This window comes from Pseudomonas sp. NPDC089428 (assembly GCF_044749325.1).
GTDB lineage: Bacteria > Pseudomonadota > Gammaproteobacteria > Pseudomonadales > Pseudomonadaceae > Aquipseudomonas.
In genome coordinates, this window is the sequence record NZ_JBIVHT010000001.1 from 98,901 (window position 1) to 120,959 (window position 22,059).

Below are 22,059 nucleotides of genomic sequence, written 5' to 3' on the forward strand. Positions count from 1 at the left end.
TGGTAGGTCTGGCCTCTTCGCGGCTAAAGCCGCTCCAACAGGAACTGCGCAGGCCCTTGTTGCAGTGGCAATCCTGTGGGAGCGGCTTTAGCCGAGAAGAGGCCGGTGCAGGAGACTAAGGCAGGCGAATCAGCAAGGGTTCCTGTGGTGCTGGCGCTTGGCGCTGTTGCGCCTGCTGCTCGATGGACGGCTGTGGTGCGGTGGCCAGCAGGCTATCCTCGACCTGCCCTGACAAGTAGTACACCCCCGCCAGCGCGCCGCTCTGGCGGTTCTCCATCAGCTCCTGCCATTCCTGGTTGAGTGCGACGTTGAGGATGACCCGCAATTGCTCGACCATCTCTGGCTGGTCACGGTTATGGGTCATGATCCCGTAGCCGGTCGCTGCAATCGAGATCATCGCCCCGGCCACCTTGCCCACCGCGCTGGCCACGGCGCTGGCGATACCGCGCGGCGCCAGGGTGGCACCGAGTTTTTCACTGGCATTGTTCGCTACGGACGACAAGCTCACATCCGTTTTCCCGGGGCCTTTGCTGGCCTGCTTGTGCAAGTGCTCGCGCAACGCCAGCCAGGCCGGCTGCTGCTCCAGCGACTTGGCCCGCAGCAACTGATAGAGCGTGGCATTGCGGGCGGATGGTGGTCCCAGGTTGATCGCCGGGATGCGGTTCAGGCGCTGGCTGAATTCTTCGGGCGCGGCATGGTAGCGCTGGATGATGGCCGGCAGTTGCTGGCCGAGCAGTTGCACGTACAGCTCGCAGGCCCGATCGCGGATGCCCTCGGGGTTGATCTGTTCGGCCACCGGTTCGATCACTCGATCGTGGTACTGCTCCTGCAGGTACAGCGCCAGCCGCTTTTCTGCAGGCTCGCGGCCCTCGCCGCTGTCGAGCTTGTACCAGGCCACTTTCATGGTCAGCCATTGTTGGGTCCAGTAGCCGGTGAACCAGGGGATGAAGTCCTGTTCGGTACGTTGCTGCACCTGCTCCTTCCACACCCGCATCGAACGCCGGGCATAGTCGTTGGCAGAGCCGGCGGCGCCGACCGACGCCTCGATCAGTTCCTGGTCGATGCGCTGCCAGGTGGCGGGATCGAGCACCGCTGGAGGCGGCGGGGGAGGCGAGCGTTTGCCGGCGCAGCCGGTGATGGCCAGCAAAAGGCACAGCACAATCAATAGGCGTGGGCTCACTCGGCTGCCTCCCTGGGGTAGAGGCTGGGTGGTTATCCGAGTATAGGGCGGTGGTCATGGGGCTGCTGTGCAGCCCATCGCCGGCAAGCGCGGCTCCTACAGGTGCCGCGCGATGCTCGGGTTCAGCGCAGTACCTGTGGGAGATCACCCAGCCCTGTGGGAGCGGCCCCCAGTCATTCGAGGTCGAGCTTGTCTTCCAGGCGGTCGAGATGATCATGCATCAACGCCAGCGCTGACCCCCCATCACCGGCTTCCACGGCATCGATGATCGCCGCATGCTCCTCCCAGGCGCAGTGGTCGCAGCAAGGCGACTCATAGCGGGCGATGATCAATGAGGTCATCGGCACCAGGCCGTTGAGAAAGCGCGCCAGCGGTGCATTGGCCGCGACCTGGGCGAGCTTGAGGTGAAACTCGCCCCCCAGGCGGATGGCGGCGCAGCGTTCGCCGCGTTCGTGGTGCTGGCGCTCGCGCTCGACCAGCTGGCGCAGCTGGCGGATCTGCGCCGGCCGGGCGCGCTGGGCGGCCAGGCTGATCAGGGTGGTTTCGGCCAGGCGCCGGGCGCTGAGCACCTGGCGTGCCTGCTCAGGGTCAGGGGCGGCCAGGTGGGCGGTGTGGCTGGGCCGCTGTACCACCACTTGCTGGTCCGACAGGCGCCCGAGCACCCGGCGGATCACCGTGCGGCTGACCCCGAAGGCATTGCCCAGGGCCTGTTCGGGCAACAGGCTGCCGGGTGGCAGGCGCTGTTCGAGGATCGCGTCGAACAGGCGCGGGTAGATCTGCTCGGCCGACAGGCGGGTCTCGCCGGCGGCGAGCAGGGCAGGCAGGCGGGGGGCGGCGTGGGCGCAGGCGGTCATGGTCGCTCTCCTGGGGTCATTGGCCGGGCTGGTCGTCCGGGATGTTGAGTTGAATGCCCATGCGCTGGCCCTCGGCGAGGATGTGCTGGCGCATCTGGGCGCTGGCCAGGGCGCTGTTGCGCTCGCGAATGGCGCGCACCACGGCTTCGTTTTCCTTGAGCCGTGCGGCCAGGTGCTCGGGCGAGTTGCGCAGCATGCTGGCGCTCTGCTTGAGCGCGTTGCCGGTCTGCTGCACCACGCTCTGGAAGATCGGGTTGGTGGTCAGGGCGAACAGTGCCTCGTGGAACGCGATGTAGGCCTTGACCCCGGCTTCGCTGTCATCGGCTTCCAGGGCCTCGCGCATGTCCATCAGGGTCAGGCGCAGCTGGCCGATGTCCTGGTTGTTGGCCGATTGCGCGACCAGGCCGACGATGAACGGTTCGAGGGTGTAGCGCAGCTCCAGCACATCGGCCAGGCTCGCAGCTGCGGCGCTTTCGCTGGTCGGGTCCTGGGTCGCTGCCTCGGCATCCAGCACCAGCACCCCCTTGCCTGGCAGCGCACGCACCAGGCCCAGGGTTTCCAGCACGGTCACGGCTTCGCGCAGGCTGGGGCGGCTGATGCCCAGTTGCTCGGCCAGTTCGCGCTGGCCGGGCAGCATGTCGCCGGAGCGCCACTGGCCACGGGCCAGGGCCTGGCGCAGTTTTTCCACCACTGAGTTGACGACGGTCGATGAGCTGATCACGGTTCGCTCCTGGAAGGGCCGGCGTCAGCGCCGGCCACATGGGCTCAGAATTCCTGTTGATGGGGGGTGGCTTGCTTGCGTGGCGCAGGGGCGAAGCCGGGTTTGCCATCGAGCACGTTCTGCGCACGTTCCAGGTCGATGTCCTTTTCCCAGCGGGCAATGGCCACGGTGGCCACGCAGTTGCCGATCAGGTTGGTCAGTGCCCGGCCAATGCCCATGAACCAGTCCACCGCCAGCACCAGCACCAGGCCCACCACCGGGATCGCCGGCACGGCGGTCAGGGTTGCAGCAAGGATCACCAGCGCCGAGCCTGGGATGCCGTGAGCGCCCTTGGAGGTCACCAGCGATACCAGCAGGATGGTCAGCAGGTCGGTCATTTCCAGTGGCGTGCCGGTGGCGTTGGCGATGAACACGATGGCCAGGGTCAGGTAAATGGAGAAACCATCGAGGTTGAACGAGTAGCCGGTGGGGATCACCAGGCCGACGGTGGAGCTGCCGATGCCCAGGTGTTCCAGCTTGCGCATGATCTGCGGCAGCACCGCGTCGGATGACGCGGTACCGAGCACGATGGTCAGCTCTTCACGCAGGTACTTGATGAACGGCAGCAGTTTCAGGCCCGACACGCGCATCACGGTGCCCAGGACGATCAGCACGAAGCCGGCGCAGGTCAGGTAGAACAGTGCCACCAGGCCACCCAGGTGCTGCAGCGACTCCAGGCCGTACTTGCTGGTGGTGAAGGCGATGGCACCGAATACACCGATCGGTGCCAGGCGCACGATCATGCCCATGATGCGGAAGATCACGTGGCTCAGCTCGTTGATCAGCCGCGAGATGCCGGCGGCCGACTCGCCCACCAGGTTCAGGGCGCTGCCGAACAGCACCGAGAACAGCAGCACCTGGAGGATGTTGTTGTCGGCGAAGGCACCGATCACCGAGGTCGGGATCAGGTCCATGAAGAACGCCGTGGCGCCATGGATGTGCTGGCCGCGCTCGGCCAGGCTGCTGGCGTCGGCGCTGGACAGCTGGTCGAGGTGGATGTTGGCGCCGCTGCCGATGCCGCTGCTGAAGGCGAACACCAGGCCGATGACCAGGGCGATGGTGGTCAGCACTTCGAAGTAGATCACCGATTTCAGGCCGATGCGCCCGACCTTCTTCAGGTCGCCGGCGCCGGAAATGCCGCTGACCACCACGCAGAACACGATCAGGCCGATGAGCATCTTGATCAGCTTGATGAAGCCGTCGCCGAGGGGTTTGAGCTGCAGGGAAAGGTCGGGGAAGCTGAGGCCGCAGGCGATGCCGAGGGCAAGGCCAAGCACGACTTGCAGGAAGATCGAACGCGAGCACCATTTGAGCATGGGAGGGATCTCAGATCGGTGTCCTTGCTTCGGTGCCGCACGGGGCGAAAGAGCGCAGGACTTAATTATTGTGGTCTTACCGGTTTGTTCAGCGCCGGATCATAAAACCGCGAAAAATCCGACATTGCAAGGGATTTTGGCCTTACCGGTCTGACCAGTTATGGGGCAAGGTGAGCGCTTCGGCTCTAGTACGGTGCAGGCCGTCGATTCGCCGCTTTGTCTAAGACCTGAGGAAATCGCACTGGCCGCCCCGCCCCGGTGGATGACTTGCAAGCTGCTTGCCAGGGGCGTGTCGAGGGCGGGGCTGGTCCGGCGGGTGCAGCCCGCGCCGGGCGCGGGCTGGCTTCGTCAGGTCATTCGGCGTTTGGGGAGAATGCCTGCGGGTTGGCTTCGCTGAGGGTGCGGGTCAATTGCTGCATCAATTGCTGCAACGCTTGGTCACGGCTGTTTTTCAGCAGATCGGCTGCTCGCTGGTACCGGGCGCTGTCGCTGGACAAGTCAATGCGTTGCAGTACGCCCTGCTGGCGCCAGTTGATCTCTGCCAGCTCGGCTTCCAGCAGGGCGATGTAGCGCTCAGGCACCGCTGGCCCGCTGTAGGCACCCGCAGGTGCCGCCTCGTTCAGTGTATCGAAGTACTCTGCGGCACCTTCCCATTCCAGCTCGAAAGCCTGGAACGCTTGCGGGCGCAAGCGGCGCAGCCAGCGCGGCCAGAAGTGCTGTGCAGCCAGCCATGGATCCAGCTGAGGGGCTGCACCTGCGGACCACACGCTCTGTTCCAGGCGCTGGAGCGTGGCATCGCTCAGGCGAGCGAGGTATTCAAACTGCATCCCGTCAGGTTGCGCCGGGAGGCGCAGCCGCTGCTGCAGGCGGATGCGGGCGTACAGCGCCATTTCCAGCTCGTCCAGCAGGAAGTCGGGCTCGCACAGTCGCGCGTCGGCGAGGTCGTCGAGTGCTGAAAGGGCAGGGGCCGCCGCGCGCTGGGCCGGGCTGCGGGCATTGGCCAGGGCGGTGCGCCTGGCCCTGCGGGCGTTGTACAGGTCGCCGATGTGGGCGTCGAGCAACTGCTGGCGATAGACACCGGCCAAGGTTTCCAGCGCAGCCTGTTCGTCATTCGCATCAGCTGCGGCCCGGGATACCGACTGCCACAGGGTGACTTCGGTTTCCACCTGCTGGAACAGCAGGCTGGCCTGGTCGACGCATTGCGTGGCGGCGTCGTGCAGCAGGTCGTTGATCTGTTGCTGGAGTTCGGCAAAACCGTTACCTGCCGCCTGCTCGCCGGCTCCGGTGACCAAGGTCTGCAACACCTGACGCATGCGCAAGTCCATCGCGGCCCTGTGGTGCTGATATTCGGCCGTGCCGGGCAGGCGCTGGTAGAGGTCGAACAGCGGCTGCCAGTTTTCGTCCATCCACAGCTGCGCCAAATGGGCACGCAACGCACCGGGCCAGCCGGTGGACCAATCCTCGTCTTCCGAGTCGTTGAGCAGCGCGGGCAGCCCGGCCTCGTCAAGCCGCTGCAGGGCTTGCTCGGAGAATGGGTTGTCATCGAAGGAGTAAGTCATTTCAGCGTGGCCTTCCCGTACACGCCGGGCGAAGGCTGTGTCGCGCAGTTGGGGAGCATCGCTCAGCTCGTTGAGGCTCAGGTCGATCGCCCTCAGGTTCAGTGGCTGCTGATCCATCAGTGTGGTCAACCCCGCAGGCCAGTCGGCGATCGACGTGCGCTCCAGGTCGAGCTGTTCGAGCGCCGTCCAGCCGGTAATGTCTGGTGCCAGTTCCAGCGGGTTGTAGCGCAGCGAGAGCATGCGCAGCCGGTCAAGGCCGGCCAGCGCACCGCGGCTTGCTTCGCTCAGGGCAATTTCGTTGCAGCCCAGTTCGAGGTGGGTCAGGCTCGGCCAGCGTTGCAACGCCTGGAAGTGTTCTGCGCCGAAGGCCAGGGTATTGAGGTCGGCTTGGAAGAAGCTCAGCTGAGGCAGGCTGGCCAGGCGCTCGAGGGTACTGACAGCCAGTTGTTGCAGGCTGCTGGACAGGTTCAGGCGCTGGAGCTGGGTCAGGCGCGTGAGGATATCCAGATCGGCCTGCCGGGACAGGTCAAGCTGGTTGTGGGACAAGTCGAGCGATTGTATTTCACCGAGCTCGGCCAATGCCGGTGGCAAGGCCTGCAGGGCATTCTGTTCAAGGTCGAGATGGCGAACCCGGGGGAAGGCGCGCAGAAAGCCATCGAGTTGGGCGTCGGCGTGCTCGGCCAGCCCGCTGATATGCAAGTCGCGCACGTGCGGCAGCGTCACGCTCAGGTTTGGCAGGGAATGGACCTGCGCCGCCTCGATTTCGAGTATGACGAAGTCAATGGCGCCTGTCGGGGCTTCGGGGCTTTCCCTGCGCCACGCTCGGCGTATGCGCTGGGCCAGTTGGTCGTGCGCGGTACGTTGCTCGGCGTGGGCGCTGTCGACCCAGGCCTGAAGCTCGTGATCCAGCTGTCGATATTCGCTGCGCAGGCGTTCCAGCATGGCGTGGAAACCGCCCGGCACCTGGCGTGCCTCGTGCTGCAGGCGCTGGCGCAACAGTTGGCGTTCCTCAAGGTTGCCGGCCGGATACAACTGGTCGAACACTTCGTCGGCAGTCAGCCAGCCCCGGCCCCGGCCACTGAGGGGGTAGCCCAGGCGCTGGCTGCCCGGTAGCCGCGCGGGTGGGTTGTACATCCGTCGCAGCGGCGCCATGCCCAGGTCCCTGGCGGTTGCTTCGCGGTCCTTGCAGGCCAGCGCGAACAGCGCATCGCGCAGGCCTGTCGCGTCATGGATGTTCAGCTTGAGGGCATTGCGCTCGCTGTCGGGCAGGGCACGCAGCACCGTGGCCAGCAAGGCATCGCGATTGCCGAGGATTTCGCCGTTTGCATCGCTCGGCTCGTAGCCACCGGCGCTGCGCAGCACCCGTTTGGTAGTTGCGCCCTGCGCATTGGCCAGCTCGATCAGGCGGCCGTCTTCAACCAGCTCCAGCCTTATGTCGCCCGACCAGCCAGGCAGGCGCGGCAGGTTGGCGAATACCAGGCGGTCGCGGTCGACGTTGGCCGTCCCTTGCTGCAAGTCCCGCAGCGCGCGATTCAGGCGGCCCTCGCGCAGATACAGGCGCGCCTGTTCTGCCATGCGCAGTGGCAGGCGACCGCTTTGCCTGAGCCTGGCCAGGTCCGGCGCCGATGCTGTTGCGAGAATTTCACTGCGCGCCCGTGGGCTAAGTGAGGGGAAGTCCCTGGCCAGCACCGCAGTGTCACCTGCTGCAACCGGGGCAATGGCGCTGGCGCCGAAGGCCTCCAGGTGATCCAGCAGCAGAGCCGGCAGCGGGCTGTGATCGTGCAGCAACCGGCGCAGCGCGCCGTCATCGTAGCCGCTGCTGCGCATTGCCTGGGCCAGGGTGCTGTCGTCCAGGCCGGCGCTCGCCTGGCCAAGGCGTCGGGCCAGCACCGGGCTTCGCCAGGCAAGCGGCCGCTCGTGCTCCAGCACCCAGGTGCCCTGGCCGTTGCCCAGCAGTTTGGGCTGATGGCGCATGCCAGTGGCGGATGCCAGGCGCCAGCCTCCCTTGGGTTCGGCTTGCAGCGCGAAGGCCTGGCCTTCGTGTAGCCACCAGTGGCGGCCCTGCCATGCATACAGGCCGCTGGCACCGGGTAGCGTGTCTGCAGGCCATGGGCGCGGCTGGGCAAACGGCTGCAGGCCGCCATGCCACAGGCGCTCGGCAGCGCCATGGCCAACCCGCTGCCATTGGTGCAGGGCCCCAGGTGGTTCGACAAAATGCCCGGCAGCCCCCAGTGCCGCCAGCTGCGCCAGGTTTTCGAAGACCTCGAACAGGTGGGCGATGGCGGCGTCGGTTTCGCCCTCGTTGGCGGCCTCCACACCTTCGAGAAACTCATCGATCAGTTGCGCAGCGCCAACCACCAGCATCGCTTCTGCCAGGCCCGGGACAAAGAAGCTGGCAAGGTTGAGCAGGTTCAGCCCGGCCTGCAGCCAGCCTTCAAGGCTGTTCCACAGGGCTTGAGCATCGCGCTGCGCGGTGGGTACGACGATGCTGGCGGCATCCTGGCGCTTGCGCTCAAGTGCGGTGCGTGCCCGCTCGGCAAAGCAGTCCCGGGACCAGGGGGTGGCGCTCCAGTTCAGCCGTGCGTTCTTGTCCAGGGTTGCCTGCCACAGCTGGCGAGGGCCGGGAAACACGCGGCTGAGCCAGCTGACCTGCTGGCCTTTTTCAAGCTCTGGCGTGCCTGCCTGTAACGTGTCATAGGGAAAACGGGGCAGGAGGGTTTCGCGCAGGCGCCTGGCGAAATGCAGCTGCTGATCATGGCTGACATAACGCAGGAAAAACCGTCGTTGTTCGTCGTGCCAGAGCATCTGCGTCAGCGCCTGACCCAGCGCCGCCAAGGAAGGATACTGGCGCAGGGCCTTGGCGGGATGCCCTGGCAGGTAAAGCAGGCAGGTCTCCTTGGTGGCTTGTGGTTGCAGGCGAACCACCAGCGGTCCGTTCAAGCGGCAATCGAACAGCGACAGGTAATTGCATTCCACGGGGCGAGCAGGCACTGGGCTATCCGCCAACAGCGCCTCGCCCAGGGCCTCACCGCGCTGGTCGAGCCTGCCCTGCAGGCTCGCCAGGCTGAGTTCGGCGGCAAAGGCCGCGCGGTCCTGGTCCCGGTGTAGCGCGCGGGCGGCGGCGGTATCGAGCAGGGCGGCCAGGTGATCCTGGTAGCGCCGGCCGAGGTCGAGGTTGCGGACCCCTTTGACGAAGCGCTCGGCGTCGAGGTTGGTTGCTGCCGGTGCATCCTTGCTCAGGTATAGCTTCACCGAGTCGTTTTCGTCGAAATTCAGCATGGCAGCTTCCAGCCATGACATGTCGCGGTGCTGGGCCGCATGCCACAGCCAGCCCCGATCGACATCGGGCAGTTCGCGGTCGGCAAACCAGTGGGCCAGGGCGTCTTCCAATGGCCCACGGCAAAACGCTTCGGGGGCTTGCAGCGTTGCCAGATGCTGGCGCAGTCGATGGGTGGCGCGATGGCTGTCGCGCAGGCGCTTCTCCAGTTGCTTGCGTTGTGCCGGGGTGCTCGCTGTCAGCCAGGCGGGCATGCGCTGTTGTATGAATGCCAGGTGGGGCGAGGGGGCGTGGGGCATGGCCGTTCTCCAGGTTTGGGGAGCGGCGAGCCTAGGTGTGCAGCCCGCGTGCCGAGGGCTATCGGGTTACTGCCCGGTCTGCGGCGCCATGCACTTGATTGACGCCAGCTCGGGATGTGCCACCAGTTTGTCGATGTGCAGTGCGTCGTCGTTCATCCAGCTTTCGCTCAGCACCCGATAGTGCTCCATATCGCGGCAGCGCAGGCGCAGGCTGTAGTCGAAGTGGCCGCTGATCAGCTGGCATTCGTAGACTTGCGGGCAGGCCAGCATGGTCGCTTCGAAGGCTTTTTGCGCGGCACGCCCGCTTTGGTTGGACAGCGCCACCAGTACCAGCAACGACAGGCCGGGGGCGAGCTTCTGCAGGTCGATGATCGCGCCGTAGCCGCGAATTACGCCACGTCGTTCAAGCTTGCGCACGCGCTCCAGGCAGGGGCGTGGCGTGAGATGGACCAGGGTCGAGAGCTTTTCGAAGGTGATGCGGCCATCGTGACGCAGCACCTCGATGATGGCCTCATCGATGCGGTCCAGAGGTTGGGCATTGGCGTCCTTGGTGTCCATGCGCGGGGCTTCTTTCGAGAGTGGGCATGGACAGGGTAGGCGTAATCCGGGGCCGCTGCGCGGCCCCGAGGTGCATCAGGCGCAGGCAGTGTCTGCCTTGCGCATCGACCGTACGCCAACCACGCGTGGTTGTAGCAGCGAATACAGGTCTTTCGGGTCTTCCAGCTTCGGCACCAGCGCGATGTCCTGACCAATGCCGAGCATGCGTGCGGTGTCCAGCACATAGCGCAAGGCCGAGTAGTCCTCCAGGGCAAATCCGACCGAGTCGAACAAGGTCACTTGCCGCGCATCCTCACGGCCTCGAACAAGCCCCGCGACCACCTGCCAGAATTCGACCACCGGTGAATCGTCAGGCATCTGCTGGATCTCGCCCTCGACACGGCTTTGCGGCTCGTATTCGACGACCACCCGTGCCTGTTCGACGATGTCACGGTGCAGTTCGGTCTTGCCTGGGCAGTCGCCACCCACGGCGTTCAGGTGCATGCCCGGCTCGATCATTTCCGGCGTGAGGATGGTTGCGTAGGCCTTGTCGGCCGTCACTGTGGTGACGATATCGGCGCCGCGCACCGCTTCGGCAACCGAGCCGGCGACGATCAACTTCAGGCCAGGGCGGCCGGCCAGGTTGGCCACCAGCTTGGCCGTGGCGGCCGGGTCGATGTCGTACAGACGGATCTCGTCGATGCCCACCAGGGTATTGAAGGCGATTGCCTGGAATTCGCTCTGCGAGCCGTTGCCGATCAGCGCCATGCTGCGGCTGTCCTCGCGTGCCAGGTAGCGGGCTGCCAGTGCCGAAGTGGCCGCGGTGCGGATCGCCGTGGTCAGGGTCATCTCGCTAAGCAGCAGCGGGGTGCCGGTGTCGACATCGGCCAGGGTGCCGAAAGCCATTACCGTGGGCAGGCCGTGCTGAGTGTTTTTCGGGTGCCCATTGACGTACTTGAAGGCGTACAGGCTGGCATCGGACACCGGCATCAGCTCGATGACGCCGCCGGGGGAGTGGTTGGCCACCCGTGCGCACTTCTCGAAGGCCTGCCAGCGCAGGTAGTCCTGGCGGATGTACTCGGCCATCTCCACCAGGCAGGTGGGCAGGCCTTTGCGGTTGACCAGGCGGGCGAGGTCTTGCACATCGATATAGCGGGTCATGATGGGTCTCCTTGCGGCGACGCTTCCAGTGTGGGCTCTGGAGATATTGTCGGGCGCGGAGCGTTGCGATGCTGGCTGAAGCGGGGGCTGGCGGCAGCGGGGGCGGCTGATTTCACGCAGGAGACAGCCGAATCGGCTGTGGCCAGGGACGGAAGCTGTGGCAGATGGCGAGGCGTTTCAGGCAAAAAAAACGGCACCTGCCAGAGGTGCCGCTTTCAGGTCACGCCGTCTTACTTGTGCAGCTCTTCAGCTGCATACAGCGTGTTCTCCAGCAGGCAAGCACGGGTCATCGGCCCGACGCCACCTGGAACTGGCGTGATCCAGCCAGCGCGCGGCAGGGCGGTCTCGTAGACCACATCACCCACCAGCTTGCCATCTTCCTGGCGGTTGATGCCGACGTCGATGACGATGGCGCCTTCCTTGATCCACTCACCCTTGACCAGGCCCGGCTTGCCGGCGGCCACGACCACCAGGTCGGCGCGGCCGACGTGGCCTGCCAGGTCCTTGGTGAAGCGGTGGCAGACGGTCACGGTGCAGCCGCCCAGCAGCAGCTCCATGGCCATCGGGCGGCCAACGATGTTGGACGCGCCGACGATGACCGCGTTCATGCCGTACAGGTCCTGACCGGTGCTTTCCAGCAGGGTCATGATGCCTTTGGGCGTGCACGGGCGCAGCAGTGGAATGCGCTGGGCCAGGCGGCCGATGTTGTATGGGTGGAAGCCGTCGACGTCTTTGTCGGGGCGGATGCGCTCGAGCAGCAGCGAGGCGTCCAGGTGCGCCGGCAGCGGCAGTTGCAGCAGGATGCCATCGACGGCCGGGTCGTCGTTGAGGCGGTCGATCAGCTCGGTCAGCGCTTGCTGCGTGGTCTCGCTGGGCAGGTCGAATGCCTGGGAGATGAAGCCGACCTCTTCGCAGTCCTTGCGCTTGTGCGAGACATAGACTTGGGAGGCGGGGTCGGTGCCGACCAGGATCACCGCCAGGCCCGGCGTGCGCAGGCCTTGCTGGCGACGCTCCTCGACACGTTGAGCGATCTGCTTGCGCAGGTTGGCGGCGATCGCCTTGCCATCGATTAGGTGTGCAGTCATAGACGCGTGATTAACCATCGAGAAAGGAACAATAAAGAGGGCGCATTCTCGCACGACATCGCCCAAGGGCAAAGGCGGGTGGTCGGGCAAATCCCCTAACCCCTTAAATAATTTAAATTTTTTGGAGAAAGGTGTTGACGCCCCGGAGGCTCGCCTATAAGATTCGCCGCACTTGTCGGGCACAGCCTAGCACTGGTTGGCGAAGTCGGGCAGAATGAGTGGTTTAGCAGTTACCTGTTAAAGCCTCGTTCAGTTAGGCTTAAAGCTTAAGCGCCCGTAGCTCAGCTGGATAGAGCATCCGCCTTCTAAGCGGATGGTCGCAGGTTCGAGTCCTGCCGGGTGCGCCATTTAGGCAGCTTGGGCAAGCAAGTAAGGCTGTAATGCAATATGGTGGGCGTAGCTCAGTTGGTAGAGCGCTGGATTGTGATTCCAGTTGTCGTGGGTTCGATTCCCATCGTCCACCCCATATTCGACGAAGGCGCCTTTGATTGAACAATCTGGCGCCTTTGTTTTAAGCGTTACGCGGACGTGGTGAAATTGGTAGACACACTGGATTTAGGTTCCAGCGGCGCAAGCTGTAAGAGTTCGAGTCTCTTCGTCCGCACCATGCTTCTGTAAGGCTGTATCGCAACACTGCAACACCGCAATATGGTGGGCGTAGCTCAGTTGGTAGAGCGCTGGATTGTGATTCCAGTTGTCGTGGGTTCGATTCCCATCGTCCACCCCATATTTTTCGAGGGCGCCTTGGTCGTGAGACCGGGCGCCTTTGTTGTTTCTGCTGGGGTCATGGCTTGGGTCATGTGTTGGCATTGAGATCGAGCGCCGCCCGCGCGGCGCTCGATCTGGCAGGCGCCCAAAGGCTCAAGCCAGAAACTTCGCAGCCACAACTCAATCCCCCCTTGCAATCCTCTGGTGGCACCCCAATAAAAGCTGTTAGATTTCAGCCGGTTGAAACACCGGCCCAGTTGGCCGGCAGAGGAACAGCCTGATGATTGCAAAAGAAGCCCGCCAGGCCCTGGCGCTGCAGCGCTTCGCTGAGGCCAATCCGCAACTGCTCGAGGAGATCCGCGAGCTGGATCCGCGTGAGCAGGCCCAGCAGATCGAGTGGGCCTTCGAGGATGCCGCCGATGAGCAGGGGGTTCAGCCCTGGGAGCTGGCCTTGCAGTTGATCGCCGAAAGCCCCGAGCAGCTTCAGGCCATGCGCCTGGAGACCCATCGCGAAGTGGCCGAGGCGCTGGGTATGGAGTGGGAAGAGTACTGCCAGTTCAACGAGATCGAACCCGAATAAGACGGCGTCGCTTTCGTACCGGCAGTTGTTTGACAAGGTATTTCGGCTGCGGGGCGCCAGTGGGCGTTGCGTTGCCTTCTATATAAAGAGGCCTGGCACTTCAGCGTGCGGGCCATGCAAGTTAATCGACCGGCGTGGATTCCCGTCGTCCCGGGTGGGGTGACTTCTGGTGCGTGACTCACTAGAATGTTTGCCCTTGATTCTGGAGTCGGGCTATCGCCGGCTAACGTCTGTGCAACGAGGAATATCCATGCAAGTTTCTGTTGAAAACACTTCCGCTCTCGAGCGCCGCATGACCATCGCCGTTCCGGCCGAGCGCGTCGAGAACGAAGTCAACAAGCGTCTGCAACAGACTGCCAAGCGCGCCAAGGTCGCGGGCTTCCGCCCAGGCAAGGTGCCGATGAGCGTGATCCGTCAGCGTTTTGAGGCCGATGCCCGTCAAGAGGCTTTCGGTGACCTGGTCCAGGCTTCCTTCTACGAAGCCATCGTCGAGCAGAAGCTGAACCCGGCTGGCGCTCCGGCCGTTGAGCCGAAGTCCTTCGAGAAGGGCAAGGACCTGGAATTCGTTGCCATCTTCGAAGTGTTCCCGGAGTTCACCGTTGCCGGCTTCGACTCGATCAACGTCGAGCGCCTGAGCGCCGAAGTGGCCGACGCCGACCTGGACAACATGCTGGAAGTCCTGCGCAAGCAGAACACCCGTTTCGAGGCTGTCGAGCGCGCCGCGCAGAACGACGACCAGGTCAACATCGATTTCGTCGGCAAGGTCGACGGTGAAGTGTTCGCCGGCGGTTCCGCCAAGGGCACCCAGCTGGTACTGGGTTCCGGTCGCATGATCCCTGGCTTCGAAGACGGCCTGGTTGGCGCCAAGGCGGGTGAAGAGCGCGTTGTCAACGTGACCTTCCCAGAGGATTACCAGAACCTGGACCTGGCCGGCAAGGCCGCCGAGTTCACCATCACCGTCAACAGTGTTTCCGCACCTGTGCTGCCAGAGCTGAACGAAGAGTTCTTCGCCCAGTTCGGCATCAAAGAGTCGACCCTGGAAGGCTTCCGCACCGAAGTTCGCAAGAACATGGAGCGTGAACTGCGCCAGGCGATCAAGACCAAGGTCAAGAACCAGGTCATGGACGGTCTGCTGGCTGCCAACCCGATCGAAGTGCCGAAGGCGCTGCTGGAAAACGAAGTCAACCGTCTGCGCGTGCAGGCTGTTCAGCAGTTCGGTGGCAACATCAAGCCTGAGCAGCTGCCAGCCGAGCTGTTCGAAGAGCAAGCCAAGCGCCGTGTGGTCCTGGGCCTGATCGTCGCTGAAGTGGTCAAGCAGTTCGAGCTGAAGCCGGACGAAGGCAAGGTTCGCGAAATGATCGAAGAAATGGCCTCGGCTTACCAAGAGCCTGAGCAGGTCATCTCCTGGTACTACAAGAACGACCAACAACTGAACGAAGTCCGTTCGGTTGTGCTGGAAGAACAAGTTGTAGATACTGTTCTGCAGAAAGCGACTGTGACCGACAAGTCGGTCTCGTACGAAGATGCCGTTAAGCCAGCACAGGCTCCTGCCGCCGCTGAGTAACAGGCTTCTCTCGTAGGAACCCCCACAAGCCAGCCTTCGAGCTGGCTTGTGCGTTATCAAGCCATGACTATTTGGGAGTGAGCGCAGGACATGTCCCGCAATTCTTATATTCAGCAGAGCTCTGACATCCAGGCCGCAGGCGGCCTGGTCCCGATGGTTATCGAGCAGTCCGCCCGTGGCGAACGTGCCTACGACATCTACTCGCGCCTGTTGAAGGAGCGAGTGATTTTCCTGGTTGGCCCGGTAGAGGATTACATGGCCAACCTGGTAGTGGCGCAGCTGCTGTTCCTTGAAGCGGAAAACCCGGACAAGGATATCCATCTGTACATCAACTCCCCAGGCGGCTCGGTGACTGCAGGCATGTCGATCTACGACACCATGCAATTCATCAAGCCGGACGTCTCGACTATCTGCATCGGCCAGGCCTGCAGCATGGGTGCATTCCTGCTGGCCGCGGGTGCCAAGGGCAAGCGTCACTGCCTGCCGAACTCGCGCGTGATGATTCACCAGCCACTGGGCGGTTTCCAGGGGCAGGCCACCGATATCGAGATCCACGCCCAGGAAATCCTCAATATCAAGGCGCGCCTGAACGAGCTGCTGGCCTACCATACTGGCCAGGAACTCGAGACCATCAAGCGTGACACCGAGCGTGACAATTTCATGAGCGCCTCGCGCGCGGCCGAGTACGGCCTGATCGACTCGGTGTACGACAAGCGGCAACTGGCCTCCTGAACCCAGGTGCCAGAGCAGGTAGGTGCGCAAAGCGCCTACCTGCGGACTTGAAAAAGCCCGCAATTGCCTTCATCTTGTGTTGCAAGCCTACCGGATTGGATCGATCGAATGACTGACACCCGTAACGGCGAGGACAGCGGCAAATTGCTTTATTGCTCCTTCTGCGGCAAAAGCCAGCACGAAGTGCGCAAACTGATTGCCGGGCCCTCGGTATTTATCTGCGACGAGTGCGTCGACCTGTGCAACGACATCATCCGTGAGGAGGTGCAGGAAGCCCAGGCCGAGAGCAGCGCGCACAAATTGCCTTCGCCGAAAGAAATCAGCGGCATCCTGGACCAGTACGTCATCGGTCAGGAGCGCGCGAAGAAGGTGCTGTCGGTAGCGGTGTATAACCACTACAAGCGCCTGAATCAGCGTGACAAGAAGGGCGACGAAGTCGAACTCGGCAAGAGCAACATCCTGCTTATCGGGCCTACCGGCTCGGGCAAGACCCTGCTCGCCGAAACCCTTGCACGTCTGTTGAACGTACCGTTCACCATTGCTGACGCCACCACCCTGACCGAAGCCGGTTACGTGGGTGAGGACGTCGAGAACATCATTCAGAAGCTGTTGCAGAAGTGCGACTACGACGTGGAAAAGGCCCAGATGGGCATTGTCTACATCGACGAGATCGACAAGATCTCGCGCAAGTCGGACAACCCGTCCATTACCCGTGACGTTTCGGGTGAAGGCGTGCAGCAGGCACTGCTGAAGCTGATCGAAGGCACCGTTGCTTCGGTTCCGCCTCAGGGCGGCCGCAAGCACCCGCAACAGGAATTCCTGCAGGTTGATACCCGCAACATCCTGTTCATCTGCGGTGGCGCCTTCTCCGGCCTGGAAAAGGTCATCCAGAACCGCTCCACCAAGGGTGGCATCGGTTTTGGCGCCGAAGTACGCAGCAAGGAAGAGGGCAAGAAGGTCGGCGAATCGCTGCGCGAAGTCGAGCCGGACGATCTGGTCAAGTTTGGCCTGATCCCTGAGTTCGTCGGTCGTCTGCCAGTGCTGGCGACCCTCGACGAGCTGGACGAGGCTGCGCTGATGCAGATCCTCACCGAGCCGAAGAATGCCCTGACCAAGCAGTACGCCAAGCTGTTCGAGATGGAGAGCGTGGACCTCGAGTTCCGCACCGACGCCCTCAAGGCAGTCGCGCGCAAAGCCCTGGAGCGCAAGACTGGCGCCCGTGGCCTGCGTTCGATCCTCGAAGGCGTGCTGCTCGACACCATGTACGAGATTCCTTCGCAGAAGGATGTCAGCAAGGTGGTGATCGACGAGAGCGTCATCGAAGGCACCTCGCAGCCGTTGATGATCTATGAGAACAGCGAGCCGCAAGCCAAGGCCGCGCCCGACGCCTGATTCCAGGTAGATGCCGGGTGATGGCAGCAAGCAAGAAAGGGGCCTACGGGCCCCTTTCTGCTTTTCCTATGCAAGCGCTTGTAATTTCCCAAGCGTGCCCCCACATTAGGTCCAGGCATCATTTCCACCGGTTTCCGGCCATAAGGCCGCTGTAGAGGCGAAATCATGAAGACCACCCTCGACTTGCCTCTTTTGCCATTGCGCGATGTCGTCGTCTATCCGCACATGGTCATCCCACTGTTCGTGGGGCGTGAGAAGTCTATCGAAGCCCTCGAGGCCGCGATGACGGGCGAGAAGCAAATTCTGCTGCTGGCCCAGAAGAACCCAGCCGATGACGATCCAGGCGAAGACGCCCTGTATCGGGTCGGTACCGTCGCTACCGTATTGCAACTGCTGAAACTGCCCGATGGCACTGTCAAGGTGCTGGTCGAGGGCGAGCAGCGTGGCGCGGTCGAGCGTTTCACCGAAGTAGAAGGGCACATCCGTGCCGAAGTTTCCCTGATCGACGAAACCGACGCTGCCGAGCGCGAGTCGGAGGTCTTCGTGCGCACGCTGCTGTCGCAATTCGAGCAGTACGTGCAGCTGGGCAAGAAAGTCCCTGCCGAAGTATTGTCGTCGCTGAACAGCATTGAAGAGCCCGGTCGCCTGGTCGATACCATGGCCGCGCACATGGCGCTGAAGATCGAGCAGAAGCAGGAAATCCTCGAGATCGTCGACCTGTCGACCCGGGTCGAGCACGTACTGGCACTGCTGGATGCCGAAATCGATCTGCTGCAGGTCGAGAAGCGTATCCGTGGCCGGGTCAAGAAGCAGATGGAGCGCAGCCAGCGCGAGTACTACCTGAATGAGCAGATGAAGGCCATTCAGAAGGAGCTCGGCGATGGTGACGAAGGCCACAACGAAGTCGAAGAGCTGAAAAAGCGCATCGAAGCCGCTGGCCTGCCGAAAGACGCCCTGACCAAGGCTCAGGCCGAGCTGAACAAGCTCAAGCAGATGTCGCCGATGTCCGCCGAGGCTACCGTGGTGCGGTCCTACCTCGACTGGCTGGTGCAGGTGCCGTGGAAGGCCCAGAGCAAGGTGCGCCTGGACCTGGCCAAGGCCGAAGAGATTCTCGATGCCGACCACTATGGCCTGGAAGAGGTCAAGGAACGCATTCTCGAGTACCTCGCCGTGCAGAAGCGGGTGAAGAAGATCCGTGGCCCGGTACTGTGCCTGGTTGGCCCACCTGGCGTCGGCAAGACCTCGCTGGCCGAGTCGATCGCTGCCGCGACCAACCGCAAGTTCGTGCGCATGGCCCTGGGCGGCGTGCGTGACGAAGCCGAGATTCGTGGTCACCGTCGTACCTACATCGGTTCGATGCCTGGCCGCCTGATCCAGAAGATGACCAAAGTGGGTGTGCGCAACCCGCTGTTCCTGCTCGACGAGATCGACAAGATGGGCAGCGACATGCGTGGCGACCCGGCCTCGGCGCTGCTGGAGGTGCTCGACCCCGAGCAGAACCACAACTTCAATGACCACTACCTGGAAGTCGATTACGACCTCTCGGACGTGATGTTCCTGTGTACCTCGAACTCGATGAACATTCCGCCGGCGCTGCTTGACCGCATGGAAGTCATCCGCCTGCCGGGCTACACCGAGGACGAGAAGATCAACATCGCGGTCAAGTACCTGACGCCGAAACAGGTCAAGGCCAACGGTTTGAAGGCCGAAGAGCTGGACATCGACGTCTCGGCGATTCGCGACATCATTCGTTACTACACCCGCGAAGCTGGTGTGCGGGGTCTGGAGCGCCAGATCGCCAAGGTCTGCCGCAAGGTGGTCAAGGAACATACCGGGCAGAAAAAGGTCAAGGTCAAGGTCACCAGCGAGCAGCTCGAGCACTTGCTCGGCGTGCGCAAGTTCCGCTACGGCCTGGCCGAGCAGCAGGATCAGATCGGCCAGGTCACCGGCCTTGCCTGGACCCAGGTGGGCGGCGAACTGCTGACTATCGAATCGGTGGTCATCCCTGGCAAGGGCCAGCTGATCAAGACCGGCTCGCTGGGTGATGTCATGGTCGAGTCGATCACTGCCGCGCAGACCGTGGTCCGCAGCCGCGCCCGCAGCCTGGGGATTGCCGCCGACTTCCACGAGAAGCACGACGTGCATATCCACATGCCCGAAGGCGCCACGCCGAAGGACGGCCCGAGCGCCGGTATCGGCATGTGCACCGCGCTGGTGTCGGCGCTGACGCAGATCCCGGTGCGTGCCGATGTGGCCATGACCGGTGAAATCACCCTGCGTGGCCAGGTATTGGCCATCGGCGGGTTGAAGGAAAAACTGCTGGCTGCACACCGTGGCGGGATCAAGACGGTGATCATTCCCGAGGAGAATGTTCGCGATCTGAAGGAAATTCCGGAAAATATCAAACAGGATCTGCAGATCAAACCGGTCAAATGGATTGACGAAGTCCTGCAAATTGCGCTGCAATACGCCCCGGAGCCCTTGCCAGATGTGGCTCCGGAGATTGTCGCGAAAGATGACAAACGCGACGGCGATGCTAAGGAAAGAATCAGCACGCATTAGTAGTTTTTGGCTGGGGGGCTTTCCTTGACAGTTTTTTCGGGGCCTTGCTATAAAGCGGCACGCTATTGTCAAGCTGCCACCCGGCGCACGTTTCATAAGCTTTTCATTACATACTTAGAAACAAACTCAATAGAGAAATAAGGGGACTTAGAGTGAACAAGTCGGAACTGATTGACGCTATCGCCGCATCTGCTGACATCCCGAAAGCTGTAGCCGGCCGCGCGCTGGACGCAGTCATTGACTCCGTTACCGGTGCCCTGAAGCAAGGTGACGATGTGGTACTGGTTGGCTTCGGTACCTTCTCGGTCAAGGAGCGCGCCGAGCGCACCGGCCGCAACCCGCAAACCGGCAAGGCGATCAAGATCGCGGCCGCCAAGGTTCCAGGCTTCAAGGCTGGCAAAGGCCTGAAAGACGCCGTCAACTAAGTCGTCTCTTTCAGCCGGACCTGGCCTGGCCAGGTCCGAGCACGCTGATGGCGGGCCGCAAACGTTCCCGCCTGACACGTTTGCTAAGAAAAGGCGCATCCTCGGATGCGCCTTTCTTTTATCAGGATTCTACCCACGCTCCGCGGTTGTCGACGCAGTGGTACAGCCGTTTCTGGGGGACGCATGCTGCAAAATATCAGGGACAATTCACAAGGTTGGATTGCCAAGACCATCATCGGCCTTATCGTCATGTTGATGGCGTTGACCGGCTTCGAAGCTATTTTCAAGGCCGCCACCCACAGCCAGGACGCGGCCAAGGTAAACGGCCACACCATCAGCCAGAACGAGCTGAGCCAGGCCGCCGACATGCAGCGCCGCCAGCTGATGCAACAGTTGGGCAAGGATTTTGACCCGGCGCTGCTGGATGAAAAGCTGCTGCGTGACGCTGCGCTCAAAGGCCTGATCGATCGCAAACTGCTGCTGCAGGGTGCCGAAGACGCCAAGTTCGCCTTCTCTGAAGCCGCGCTGGATCAGGTGATTCTGCAGACGCCGGAATTCCAGGTCGATGGCAAGTTCAGCGCCGATCGTTTCGACCAGGTCATCCGTCAGATGGGCTATGGCCGCATGCAATTCCGCGACATGCTTGCCGAAGAGATGCTGATCGGCCAGCTGCGTACCGGTATTGCCGGCAGCAGCTTCGTCACCGACCAGCAGGTCGACGCCTTTGCCCGTCTGGAAAACCAGACCCGCGATTTCGCTGCGATGACCTTCAAGGCCAACCCGGCTGCGGTCAAGGTCAGCGATGACGAAGTCAAGGCGCACTACGACCAGCACGCCAAGGAGTTCATGACCCCGGACCAGGTGGTCATCGACTACATCGAGCTGAAGAAGTCGGCGTTCTTCGACCAGGTCAAGGTCACCGACGAAGAGCTCAAGGCCCAGTACGAGAAGGAAATCGCCAACCTCGCCGAGCAGCGCCATGCCGCGCATATCCTCATCGAGGTCAACGACAAGGTCACCGACGCTCAGGCCAAGGCCCGTGCCGAAGAGATCGAACAGCGCCTGGCCAAGGGTGAAGATTTCGCCAAGCTGGCCAAGGAGTTCTCCCAGGATCCGGGTTCGGCCAGCAATGGCGGCGACCTCGGCTTCGCGGGCCCGGGTGTGTATGACCCGGCCTTCGAAGACGCCCTGTACAAGCTCAACGACGGCCAGGTCTCGGCCCCGGTGCGCACCGAGTTCGGCTACCACCTGATCAAGCTGCTGGGCAAGCAGGCGCCGGAAGTGCCGAGCTTCGCCAGCCTGAAGGACAAGCTGACCCGCGACCTGAAGACCCCGCTGGTCGAACAGCGCTACGTCGATGCCAGCAAGCAGCTGCAGGATGCTGCCTACGAGGCTTCCGACCTGGCCCAGCCGGCCCAGGACCTGAACCTCAAGGTGCAGACCTCCGCAGCGTTCGGCCGCGAAGGCGGCGAGGGCATCACGGCCAACCGTGGTGTGATCCAGGCGGCGTTCTCCGAAGAGGTGATGGATGAAGGTGCCAACAGCACCGCCATCGAGCTCGACCCGGAAACCACCGTGGTGCTGCGCGTCAAGGAGCACCGCAAGCCGGAGCAACTGCCGCTGCAAGCCGTGGCCAAGAACATCAGCGAACACCTGGCCAAGGAGAAGGCGACCGCCGAACTCAAGGCCAAGGCGGACAAGCTGATTGCCGGCCTGCGTGATGGTTCCATCGCTGCTGCTGGCGCTCACGACGGCCAGGAGTGGAAGGCGCGCGAGGCTGTGACCCGTGGTCAGGACGGTATCGACCCGGCCGAGTTGCAGGCGCTGTTCCGCCTGCCCAAGCCGCAAGCCAAGGACAAGCCGGTCTACGGCAGTGTGGTCCTGGCTGACGGCAGCCTGGTCGTGCTGCAGCTCAAGGGCGTCAATGAAGGCGCCGCCGCCAGCGACGAAGAGAAGCAGCAGATCCGCCGCTACCTCGCATCGCGTGCTGGCCAGCAGGACTTCGCGGCCTACCGCAAGCAACTGGAAAGCACTGCCGACATCACCCGCTACTGAGTGATGCATGCAT

General features: G+C 62.9%; 15 protein-coding genes and 4 tRNA genes. 11 read left to right on the top strand and 8 right to left on the bottom strand.

The window, feature by feature from the left end:
• Window positions 1-115: 115 nt before the first annotated feature.
• The 8 genes from ACIPZ5_RS00475 to folD all read right to left on the bottom strand — a co-directional run bounded on the left by ACIPZ5_RS00475 (window position 116) and on the right by folD (window position 12,028).
• Window positions 116-1,180: a hypothetical protein gene (locus tag ACIPZ5_RS00475; RefSeq protein WP_343597228.1), complete on the bottom strand. Its 1,065-nt coding sequence runs from the start codon at window positions 1,178-1,180 to the stop codon at window positions 116-118.
• Window positions 1,181-1,353: 173 nt separating this feature from the next.
• Window positions 1,354-2,034, bottom strand: coding sequence for a GntR family transcriptional regulator (locus tag ACIPZ5_RS00480; RefSeq protein WP_261940871.1), 681 nt, complete (start codon window positions 2,032-2,034; stop codon window positions 1,354-1,356).
• Between the two features lie 16 nt (window positions 2,035-2,050).
• The gene (locus tag ACIPZ5_RS00485; RefSeq protein WP_343597231.1) at window positions 2,051-2,755 is read right to left on the bottom strand and encodes a FadR/GntR family transcriptional regulator; all 705 of its coding nucleotides are present in this window, start codon (window positions 2,753-2,755) and stop codon (window positions 2,051-2,053) included.
• Between the two features lie 44 nt (window positions 2,756-2,799).
• The gene (locus ACIPZ5_RS00490; RefSeq protein ID WP_261940869.1) at window positions 2,800-4,110 is read right to left on the bottom strand and encodes a C4-dicarboxylate transporter DctA; all 1,311 of its coding nucleotides are present in this window, start codon (window positions 4,108-4,110) and stop codon (window positions 2,800-2,802) included.
• A gap of 353 nt (window positions 4,111-4,463) precedes the next feature.
• Window positions 4,464-9,245 carry a dermonecrotic toxin domain-containing protein gene (locus tag ACIPZ5_RS00495; protein ID WP_400805884.1) on the bottom strand — a complete coding sequence of 1,594 codons (4,782 nt, stop codon included), beginning with the start codon at window positions 9,243-9,245 and terminating at the stop codon, window positions 4,464-4,466.
• Window positions 9,246-9,311: 66 nt separating this feature from the next.
• Window positions 9,312-9,803 carry an Lrp/AsnC family transcriptional regulator gene (locus tag ACIPZ5_RS00500; protein WP_261940867.1) on the bottom strand — a complete coding sequence of 164 codons (492 nt, stop codon included), beginning with the start codon at window positions 9,801-9,803 and terminating at the stop codon, window positions 9,312-9,314.
• A 75-nt stretch (window positions 9,804-9,878) separates the two neighbouring features.
• Window positions 9,879-10,943, bottom strand: a complete 1,065-nt coding sequence (locus tag ACIPZ5_RS00505; protein ID WP_343597237.1) for an ornithine cyclodeaminase — start codon at window positions 10,941-10,943, stop codon at window positions 9,879-9,881.
• 230 nt (window positions 10,944-11,173) lie between these two features.
• The gene (folD, locus tag ACIPZ5_RS00510; RefSeq protein WP_054883547.1) at window positions 11,174-12,028 is read right to left on the bottom strand and encodes a bifunctional methylenetetrahydrofolate dehydrogenase/methenyltetrahydrofolate cyclohydrolase FolD; all 855 of its coding nucleotides are present in this window, start codon (window positions 12,026-12,028) and stop codon (window positions 11,174-11,176) included.
• 270 nt (window positions 12,029-12,298) lie between these two features.
• On the opposite strand from folD, the gene ACIPZ5_RS00515 reads away from it, so the two are divergent.
• The 11 genes from ACIPZ5_RS00515 to ACIPZ5_RS00565 all read left to right on the top strand — a co-directional run bounded on the left by ACIPZ5_RS00515 (window position 12,299) and on the right by ACIPZ5_RS00565 (window position 22,046).
• Window positions 12,299-12,375 (top strand) — tRNA-Arg (locus ACIPZ5_RS00515).
• 43 nt (window positions 12,376-12,418) lie between these two features.
• Window positions 12,419-12,494: transfer RNA gene (locus ACIPZ5_RS00520), tRNA-His, on the top strand.
• Window positions 12,495-12,550: 56 nt separating this feature from the next.
• Window positions 12,551-12,635 (top strand) — tRNA-Leu (locus tag ACIPZ5_RS00525).
• 44 nt (window positions 12,636-12,679) lie between these two features.
• Window positions 12,680-12,755: transfer RNA gene (locus ACIPZ5_RS00530), tRNA-His, on the top strand.
• A 261-nt stretch (window positions 12,756-13,016) separates the two neighbouring features.
• A complete protein-coding gene (locus ACIPZ5_RS00535; RefSeq protein ID WP_400805888.1) occupies window positions 13,017-13,316 on the top strand; it encodes a DUF6388 family protein in 300 nt (99 codons plus the stop codon).
• Between the two features lie 250 nt (window positions 13,317-13,566).
• Window positions 13,567-14,880: a trigger factor gene (tig, locus tag ACIPZ5_RS00540; RefSeq protein WP_085674683.1), complete on the top strand. Its 1,314-nt coding sequence runs from the start codon at window positions 13,567-13,569 to the stop codon at window positions 14,878-14,880.
• Between the two features lie 90 nt (window positions 14,881-14,970).
• Window positions 14,971-15,612 (top strand): ATP-dependent Clp endopeptidase proteolytic subunit ClpP, encoded by a 642-nt coding sequence (gene clpP, locus ACIPZ5_RS00545; protein ID WP_003250240.1) that lies wholly within the window; start codon window positions 14,971-14,973, stop codon window positions 15,610-15,612.
• 108 nt (window positions 15,613-15,720) lie between these two features.
• Complete coding sequence (gene clpX / locus ACIPZ5_RS00550) at window positions 15,721-17,004, top strand: ATP-dependent Clp protease ATP-binding subunit ClpX (RefSeq protein WP_054883550.1); 1,284 nt, start codon at window positions 15,721-15,723, stop codon at window positions 17,002-17,004.
• Window positions 17,005-17,169: 165 nt separating this feature from the next.
• Window positions 17,170-19,566, top strand: a complete 2,397-nt coding sequence (lon, locus tag ACIPZ5_RS00555) for an endopeptidase La (RefSeq protein WP_261940863.1) — start codon at window positions 17,170-17,172, stop codon at window positions 19,564-19,566.
• A gap of 152 nt (window positions 19,567-19,718) precedes the next feature.
• Window positions 19,719-19,991: a nucleoid-associated protein HU-beta gene (gene hupB, locus ACIPZ5_RS00560; protein WP_085674679.1), complete on the top strand. Its 273-nt coding sequence runs from the start codon at window positions 19,719-19,721 to the stop codon at window positions 19,989-19,991.
• Between the two features lie 183 nt (window positions 19,992-20,174).
• On the top strand, window positions 20,175-22,046 hold the full coding sequence (locus ACIPZ5_RS00565; protein ID WP_400805893.1) for a SurA N-terminal domain-containing protein: 1,872 nt from the start codon (window positions 20,175-20,177) through the stop codon (window positions 22,044-22,046).
• Window positions 22,047-22,059 lie beyond the last annotated feature (13 nt).

Bases quoted from the DNA above. Each gene is read 5' to 3' on its own strand.
- ACIPZ5_RS00480 (WP_261940871.1), bottom strand. From the start codon at position 2,034: ATGACCGCCTGCGCCCACGCCGCCCCCCGCCTGCCTGCCCTGCTCGCC.
- ACIPZ5_RS00490 (WP_261940869.1), bottom strand. From the start codon at position 4,110: ATGCTCAAATGGTGCTCGCGTTCGATCTTCCTGCAAGTCGTGCTTGGC.
- ACIPZ5_RS00495 (WP_400805884.1), bottom strand. From the start codon at position 9,245: ATGCCCCACGCCCCCTCGCCCCACCTGGCATTCATACAACAGCGCATG.
- ACIPZ5_RS00500 (WP_261940867.1), bottom strand. From the start codon at position 9,803: ATGGACACCAAGGACGCCAATGCCCAACCTCTGGACCGCATCGATGAG.
- ACIPZ5_RS00505 (WP_343597237.1), bottom strand. From the start codon at position 10,943: ATGACCCGCTATATCGATGTGCAAGACCTCGCCCGCCTGGTCAACCGC.
- folD (WP_054883547.1), bottom strand. From the start codon at position 12,028: ATGACTGCACACCTAATCGATGGCAAGGCGATCGCCGCCAACCTGCGC.
- ACIPZ5_RS00535 (WP_400805888.1), top strand. From the start codon at position 13,017: ATGATTGCAAAAGAAGCCCGCCAGGCCCTGGCGCTGCAGCGCTTCGCT.
- tig (WP_085674683.1), top strand. From the start codon at position 13,567: ATGCAAGTTTCTGTTGAAAACACTTCCGCTCTCGAGCGCCGCATGACC.
- clpP (WP_003250240.1), top strand. From the start codon at position 14,971: ATGTCCCGCAATTCTTATATTCAGCAGAGCTCTGACATCCAGGCCGCA.
- clpX (WP_054883550.1), top strand. From the start codon at position 15,721: ATGACTGACACCCGTAACGGCGAGGACAGCGGCAAATTGCTTTATTGC.
- lon (WP_261940863.1), top strand. From the start codon at position 17,170: ATGAAGACCACCCTCGACTTGCCTCTTTTGCCATTGCGCGATGTCGTC.
- ACIPZ5_RS00565 (WP_400805893.1), top strand. From the start codon at position 20,175: ATGCTGCAAAATATCAGGGACAATTCACAAGGTTGGATTGCCAAGACC.